Origin of the sequence: Globicatella sanguinis NBRC 15551 (assembly GCF_001552295.1) — a bacterium.
Classification (GTDB): Bacteria; Bacillota; Bacilli; order Lactobacillales; family Aerococcaceae; genus Globicatella; species Globicatella sanguinis.
Map to the genome: position 1 here is coordinate 1 of NZ_BCQX01000118.1, position 6,975 is coordinate 6,975.

The window sequence follows — 6,975 nt, forward strand, 5'->3', positions numbered from 1 at the left end:
GATTTAATTTATTTTGACGGATTTTTGCCTGATAATTTCTGGATATACTCATTAACTCGGTAAAGAATTCGTGTGTTTCACTTGCGAGTTCAGGATTTTCTAATCGACTAACTGCTGTTTCAATCACTTTTGATTCTCTACTTGAATCAAGTATATCCATATTCAATCCTATTTTTATCTCAATGACTTCTTCGACCACTTTCATGCGTTCTTCAAATAATTTAACGAGTTGGCGATCAATTCGATCAATTTTAGCACGCTGTTGCTCTAACATTCAATCCCTACTTTCATAATATTTCACTGCCTATTGGGTATCCTACTAACATACAGCTTAAAATCGTCACCACTAGTATCCAAAAACCAAAAATTAATGCTTGGCGGCTTGTCAGCCATCTTTCACCAATTGCAATGGCCACATAAGGCATCGCTGGTGGGGTCATCATCGCCATCGATGACATAAATCCAATAAATACCGCAATTAAAGCTGAATTAGCGCTAAAATCCATGGAATTAGCCAATGCAATGGCCACTGCCGATACAACCGATACGGTAACCAAATTGGAACTTAGGTTTGTTTGTAACCCCGCCCAAATAACAAAAATTAATACTACTACAAATCCTGATAAATTAGTAAAGATAGGAGATATCCCATTGTTTAAGAGTGCTACAATCCCAACATTCTCATTAGCTAGCATACTCCCCAACGCTAAAGTGGCTGCCACCAATAGTAAACTTGGCCAATAAACGCCCTCTTTCATAGCCTTGTTAATATCAAGTAACGGTTTACCTGAAACTCGTATCACTGCTAACATAATCACGCCCATTAAAGGCGGGAACACAATCCCTGCTTGTTTAAAAAAATCTGAGAGCCCAGGCAGAATCATCACAAATAATTCTGGTAACAACCACATCGCTACGACCATTGCAAAAATCGTCACAATCCATTTTTCTTCACGGGACATTTTAGGAATACTTTTTAGTGATTCAAGACGTTGACTTGTGACTTCTGCTAATTCTAATTTCCAAACATATTTTATAAAAATTAATAAAAAGATAAAAATAATGATGCCTGTCGGAATACCAATCATCATGTATTGAAAATAACTTATCGAAGCCTTAAAAGCCGCTTCATACAAACCAATGGCCGTTATCGCAAACACATGATTAATCGGTGTCATTGCAGTCCCTATGGCGATAGTGGTATATAATGTAAAAATCATAATCGCCGCATTGCGATTCCCTTTATCAAATCCGAACTGATGAGCCAATTCTTCAAAAATAGGATACGCAATCATAAACAAAATAGTCGGCGAAATAAAACTGCCTAAACATAACATAACACAATAAAAGGCAATTAATAGTTTCCAAGAGGAGGCTTGGGCCCATCGACTGTGAAGAGCCCATGCAGTCACTCGTTTAATAAAATAAGTTTGCTCCAAGGAATAGGTCAATAAAAAAGTAAATAATAAAAATGCAAAGGTTGCATTGCCAAATGAAAGTGGCAATACGCTATTGAATCCAATCTCTGGTATTAAAGCCATACCTAATAAGCATAAGAGACTTGGCCAATCAATAGCGATAAATAACCACATTAATAAACTACTAATAAAAATGCCCAACATTGAAAGTGTCAAAGGATTCATTCCTAATAAATTCCAACTGAAGTATTGATTACCCAAAATGGTTAAATAAATAATCAAACTAAACAATAGAATCAGTTTTTGCAATAAACTATTCTTTTTCATATATTTTGATTCTCCTAACTTAACAGCATTGCATCTGAAGTTACTGTTTCGCCACTATGTTGCTTAAATAAATCTAATAAATCAATCACGGTCATGTTTTTCTTTTCATGCTCTTTAACATCCAAAATGACTTTTCCATGATGTAACATAATCAATCGATTACCATATTTTATCGCATCCGCCATATTATGCGTAATCATTAAGGCTGTTAAATTCTGTTCGGCAATTATTTTATCGGTTAAGTTTAATACCATTTCACTCGTTTTAGGATCTAAAGCAGCCGTATGTTCATCTAACAATAATAATTCTGGTTCTCTTAAGGTGGCCATCAATAAGGTTAAGGCTTGTCTTTGACCACCTGATAAAAATTCGACATCTGTATTTAAGCGATTTTCCAAGCCTAAACCTAAAGATGATAATTTATTTTTTATAAATTCGCGTTCAGATCGTTTTACGCCCCATGATAAACCACGATTTAACCCTCTACGGTTTGCGAGTGCCATATTTTCTTGAATCGTTAAACGACGTGCCGTCCCCAATTTAGGGTCTTGAAACACATAGCCTATTTTATTAGCTCTTTGATGGTTTGATAAAGTAGTGATATCCGCCTCTCCAATCATAATCGTTCCTTGATCAGGAATATGATGACCCGCAATGGTATTAAGCAAAGTAGATTTGCCTGCTCCATTGCCTCCGATAACCGTTACGAAATCACCTTTATCTAAGGTTAAATCAATTCCTTTTAAAACATGGTTTTCATTCACGGTTCCCATCCCAAAAGTTTTGTGAATATTATTTAAAACTAATTGACTCATTTTGAACGACCTCCATTAGCAATACCTTTTTTCTGTAACTGATTTCTTTGAAACTCAGGTAGATATAACACAATTGTTAGTAAGATTGCTGAGAATAATCTTAAGTCTGTTGCGCGAATACTGATCAATTGCTGATTTAAAATGATGTCAATGATTAAGCGATACACAAAACTTCCTAAAATAAGCGAAATCATACGAATAGCAAGCGGTTTGTTAGGTAAGATGACTTCAGCCACAATAATAGAAGCCAAGCCAATGACAATCGTCCCGATTCCCATACCAATATCACTAAATCCATCTTTTTGAGCAACCAATGCTCCTGCTAACGCAATTAACCCATTACCTAGCATATAACCTAAAGTTTTCATTCTTTTAGTATTAATGCCATTGGCCGAACTCATCGTTTCATTATCCCCAGTGGCTCTTAAAGCTAAGCCAATCTCTGTATTTAGAAAGGTCACTAGTAAAATAATAATAACTGCCAAAATTAATAAAGTTACCACGGTTACACTAAAATTTTTACTCCATCCCGTCGCCTCTTGAACAATTGAATATAAGGTTGATTGACCCAATAAAGCTATATTAGGCCGGCCGGTCATCACATGTAAATTAATGGAATACAACGCGGTTAACAGTAAAATACCGGTCAATAGAGCAGGGATTTTTAATTTCGTATGAATCCACCCTGCAACCACTCCGGCTAAGCCGCCTCCAAAGAAAGCCGCAATGGTTGCAAAAATGGGGTGTACCCCACTGGTGATTAAGGTAGCACAAATAGCCGCACCAAGAGGAAAGCTTCCTTCCGCAGACAAATCAGCTATATCAAGCAAGCGAAAGGTAATATAAACGCCTAAAGCCATAACGGCCCAGACAACACCTTGTGTAAAACTCGATGTAATAATTTCCAACATTTCTTTTTTCCTTCTTTCACATAGTAAATCATTCATTTAATAACTTAAACACAAAAAACGAAGCTGTTTTTATTTTTGGTAGCTGTGCTATCTATAAAAAAGTTTTATATTCTATGTTTTATTGTAAATCATTTGTGGATTAAGTTTCAATATCGAATTGAGATTTTTCCTTTTATTTCATAATTCTCTCAACTTATGCACAACTTTTTCATAAAAAAGCTAGTTATACACAGGTTGTCCATAAGTTGAGAGTAAATTGTTCATAACTTATTTAATGGAATCTGGATCTACGCCAATCGCTTGTGCAAATTCCTCATTTACAATTAATTGTAACTTGTCAGCAGTCTCAATCGGCATATCAGCAGGTTTTAAATCTTCTGAAACTAACTTAATTAACATATTTGCTGTTTGAATGCCGTAATCTTCATAAGAATTAGATAAAGTTGCTAAGCCATTTTTTTGCACCACAGAATCGGAAGAACCAATTGTTGGAATTCCGGCCTGTTTGGCTAAATCCCCCACTAATGAGATTGAACTATCAATGGTATTGTCAGTGACCATGAACATCGCATCGACTTTTTCAACTAGTGAGCCCATGACTTGAGCAATATCGTTAGTGCTAGTCACTGTCCCTACTTCTACCTTAACACCTTTGGCTTCAAATTCTTCAGTTGCTTTGTCGGTTAACACTACCGAATTAATTTCACTCGAATTAAAAATCATCCCTACTGTTTTAACATCGGGAAAATTATTAAGTAATAAAGCCACTTGTTCAGCAATCGGTGCCATATCGGTTGTCCCCGTTACATTGCGTCCAGGCTTTTCCAAAGATTCGGCTAATCCTGCTTCAACAGGATCCGTAACCGCTGCTATAAAAATAGGTTTAGTTGACTCAACCGTAGCTAAAGCTTGAGCTGCAGGAGTCGCAATAGCAAATAACAAATCATTTTCTCTTGCTAATTTTTCACTCATTGATTGTAAATTTGCCATATCGCCACTTGCGTTTTGCACATTGATTTCTACTCTATCCGCTAATTCAGAGTTATTTAAAGTTTCCTCAAACCCTTTTAATACTGCATCTAGTGCTTCATGTTCAACTGTTTGTAAAACACCAATTTTTATTGTGTCCTCGGCAGTTACTCGTTGTAAGGGTAACACGGTTATAAAACTTAATAAAACTAACACCACTAAACTAAATCGACTGAAATTATTGTTTGTTTTCATCTTTATTCTCCTACTCTACTTTTAAATTTGTAATATCAATCCCTAATGCTTCCGCAACTTTCTCATTAATAATTAAATTATTTTCGCTCGCTGATTCTACTGGCACCTCTGAAACATTTAAATTTTCTTCTTGCTGTTTAACAACCATCGCTGCCGTTTGTTTACCTAAGTTATAATAATTTAATCCGTATGTTACTAATCCATTTTCATTAATCATATCTTCTGAGCCACCGACGATTGGTAGCTTGGCTTCGATAGCTAAGTCACCTACTAAGGTCATTGCACTCGCAACAGTATTATCTGTTACAGTGAATATTGCATCCACTTTCCTTACTAAAGAACCCATCACCTGACTAATATCATTAGTAGAGGTCACAGTTGCTTCTTCAACCTTTAGCCCTACTGCAGTTAATTGTTCTTTGGCGTTCTCTGCTTCTGATAACGAATTTGCCTCCCCAGAATTGTATAAAAGACCGATTGTTTTTGCTTCTGGGGCAACTTTTTGTAATAATTTCACTTGCTCTTCAATTGGGGCAGCATCGATGGTACCTGTCACATTTTTACCTGGTTTTTCTAAACTTTCAACCAAACCAGCGCTAACTGGATCCGTTACAGCTGAGAAATACAATGGTTTATCCCCTGCTACATTTGCTAATGCTTGAGCTGCCGGAGTCGCAATAGCAAAAAGTACATCATTGTTATTTACTAATTTTTCACTCATAGATTGTAGATTAGCATTGTCAGCAGCCGCATTTAAAAAATCAATTTCAAGATTTTTGCCCTCTTCATAACCGGCTTCTTTTAATCCATCGATGAATCCTTGATACGTTGCATTTAGAGATTCATGTTCAACATATTGTAAAACACCAACCTTTAAAGTTTCTTCTGCAAGAACAGGTGAAACATATCCTAGCACCAAAGCTAAGATTCCTAATAACTTCATTAACTGCACATAATAATAACCTTTTTTCATTTTATTTCCTCCTAAAAATTAAAAGACCTGTTTAGTTAATCTAAACAGGTCTTTTAAGACTCACTACCAAAACAAAGATGCTTGGATGCTCTCTTATTACGTCCCGCTTAGATTTTTACAACATCTATGCGGGCATCAAAATTTTTCAGCTCCCATAGATACAAACTTTCGTTTCCGGTTTGTACCCATAGTAGATACAAACACTATCTAAAGTAGCTGTAAAAATATGATACATTTTGTAATAAGTGCGTATTCATCGTTAACATCACCTTTCTTTTGATTTCTTATCCATAGTTTATTAGATAGAATGATAAAAGTCAATAGTTTTTTAACATAAATCTCATTTTATTTTAATTTTTATCATAGTCGCTCTTTTTCATTCGTTAAATCACCTGATTCACTTAAATTAAAACCATAATTTAATTCCGGTTGTGGTAATTCGTATTTAAAATAGACGACGAAGAAATCTTTAACTCTGGCTAATATTTCTCGTGTTTCCCTTTCGAATCGTGTTGAACTTGCTTCATCAGCTGGTATCCCAATCGCTTGCATACCAAATCCTTCTGCTAATAATAACGCTCTGGACAAATGATATCCTTGAGTAATAATGATAACTTTTTCTTGATTTAAAACATGCTTTAATCGATATAAACTGTCATAAGTAGAATAGCCTGCATGATCTAAATAGACTTTTTCACTTTTTACCCCTTTACTGACTACGTATTTTTTCATTACGGCAACCTCGTTATAATACATATCCATATGATCACCACTCATAATAATCGGATTATTCGGAAATGCCTGATGAAACGCCACTGCTTTATCTAACCTTAACTTTAAAATAGTGCTAGGAGTATCAGCATCGATAATCCCGGCCCCTAATACTAATACCGGAACAGATTCATCTTGCATTAGCGGTTCTTGTTGAAGTGTATCAATTTCTTGAAAATTCGTCATTCCCTTTGTAATGACCCATCCATTAATCAATATAATGCCTAATCCAACTGCTATCATTCCATATAAAATCAATTTAATAATCCCCTTGATTAATTTCCATACTGTCTTCATATTTTTCCCCTTATTATTAAAAACGAACCTTTCCAAACAATAGTAAGAGTGGGTAACAAACGAAAATATAAATCCCGTTCTCGCTACCCACTCCCTTTTTGATTAAGGCCATTTCAATAGGCATAATTTTATTCAATCATTAAGTTTGATTAAACCAAAGTTTTTTTAACCACTGCTAACATCATTGGGGGTAGACCAGAAGTAGAAAAGTGATTGGTTTTCGCTTCGTCTGTCCACCC

7 protein-coding genes are annotated in these 6,975 nt (G+C 35.4%); all 7 read right to left on the minus strand.

The features are described from left to right. Positions 1-274 (minus strand): chorismate mutase (locus tag GSA01S_RS08685; protein ID WP_066126697.1); only part of this gene is annotated, 274 nt, incomplete at its 3' end. Positions 275-287: 13 nt separating this feature from the next. Further along, entirely contained in the window at positions 288-1,745 is a 1,458-nt protein-coding gene (locus GSA01S_RS08690) for an SLC13 family permease (protein WP_066126699.1), read from the minus strand. A gap of 14 nt (positions 1,746-1,759) precedes the next feature. Continuing rightward, a complete protein-coding gene (locus tag GSA01S_RS08695) occupies positions 1,760-2,560 on the minus strand; it encodes an ABC transporter ATP-binding protein (protein ID WP_066126701.1) in 801 nt (266 codons plus the stop codon). Continuing rightward, positions 2,557-3,471, minus strand: coding sequence for an ABC transporter permease (locus GSA01S_RS08700; protein WP_245631302.1), 915 nt, complete (start codon positions 3,469-3,471; stop codon positions 2,557-2,559). The genes GSA01S_RS08695 and GSA01S_RS08700 overlap by 4 nt, the downstream gene beginning before the upstream one ends. 267 nt (positions 3,472-3,738) lie before the next feature. Continuing rightward, positions 3,739-4,695 (minus strand): ABC transporter substrate-binding protein, encoded by a 957-nt coding sequence (locus tag GSA01S_RS08705; RefSeq protein WP_066126702.1) that lies wholly within the window; start codon positions 4,693-4,695, stop codon positions 3,739-3,741. A 10-nt stretch (positions 4,696-4,705) separates the two neighbouring features. Next, positions 4,706-5,668: an ABC transporter substrate-binding protein gene (locus GSA01S_RS08710; RefSeq protein ID WP_066126704.1), complete on the minus strand. Its 963-nt coding sequence runs from the start codon at positions 5,666-5,668 to the stop codon at positions 4,706-4,708. Between the two features lie 360 nt (positions 5,669-6,028). Further along, a complete protein-coding gene (locus tag GSA01S_RS08715; RefSeq protein ID WP_066126705.1) occupies positions 6,029-6,736 on the minus strand; it encodes a SanA/YdcF family protein in 708 nt (235 codons plus the stop codon). Between the last annotated feature and the right edge of the window lie 239 nt (positions 6,737-6,975).

Bases quoted from the DNA above. Each gene is read 5' to 3' on its own strand.
- GSA01S_RS08715 (WP_066126705.1), bottom strand. From the start codon at position 6,736: ATGAAGACAGTATGGAAATTAATCAAGGGGATTATTAAATTGATTTTA.
- GSA01S_RS08695 (WP_066126701.1), bottom strand. From the start codon at position 2,560: ATGAGTCAATTAGTTTTAAATAATATTCACAAAACTTTTGGGATGGGA.
- GSA01S_RS08705 (WP_066126702.1), bottom strand. From the start codon at position 4,695: ATGAAAACAAACAATAATTTCAGTCGATTTAGTTTAGTGGTGTTAGTT.
- GSA01S_RS08710 (WP_066126704.1), bottom strand. From the start codon at position 5,668: ATGAAAAAAGGTTATTATTATGTGCAGTTAATGAAGTTATTAGGAATC.
- GSA01S_RS08700 (WP_245631302.1), bottom strand. From the start codon at position 3,471: ATGTTGGAAATTATTACATCGAGTTTTACACAAGGTGTTGTCTGGGCC.
- GSA01S_RS08690 (WP_066126699.1), bottom strand. From the start codon at position 1,745: ATGAAAAAGAATAGTTTATTGCAAAAACTGATTCTATTGTTTAGTTTG.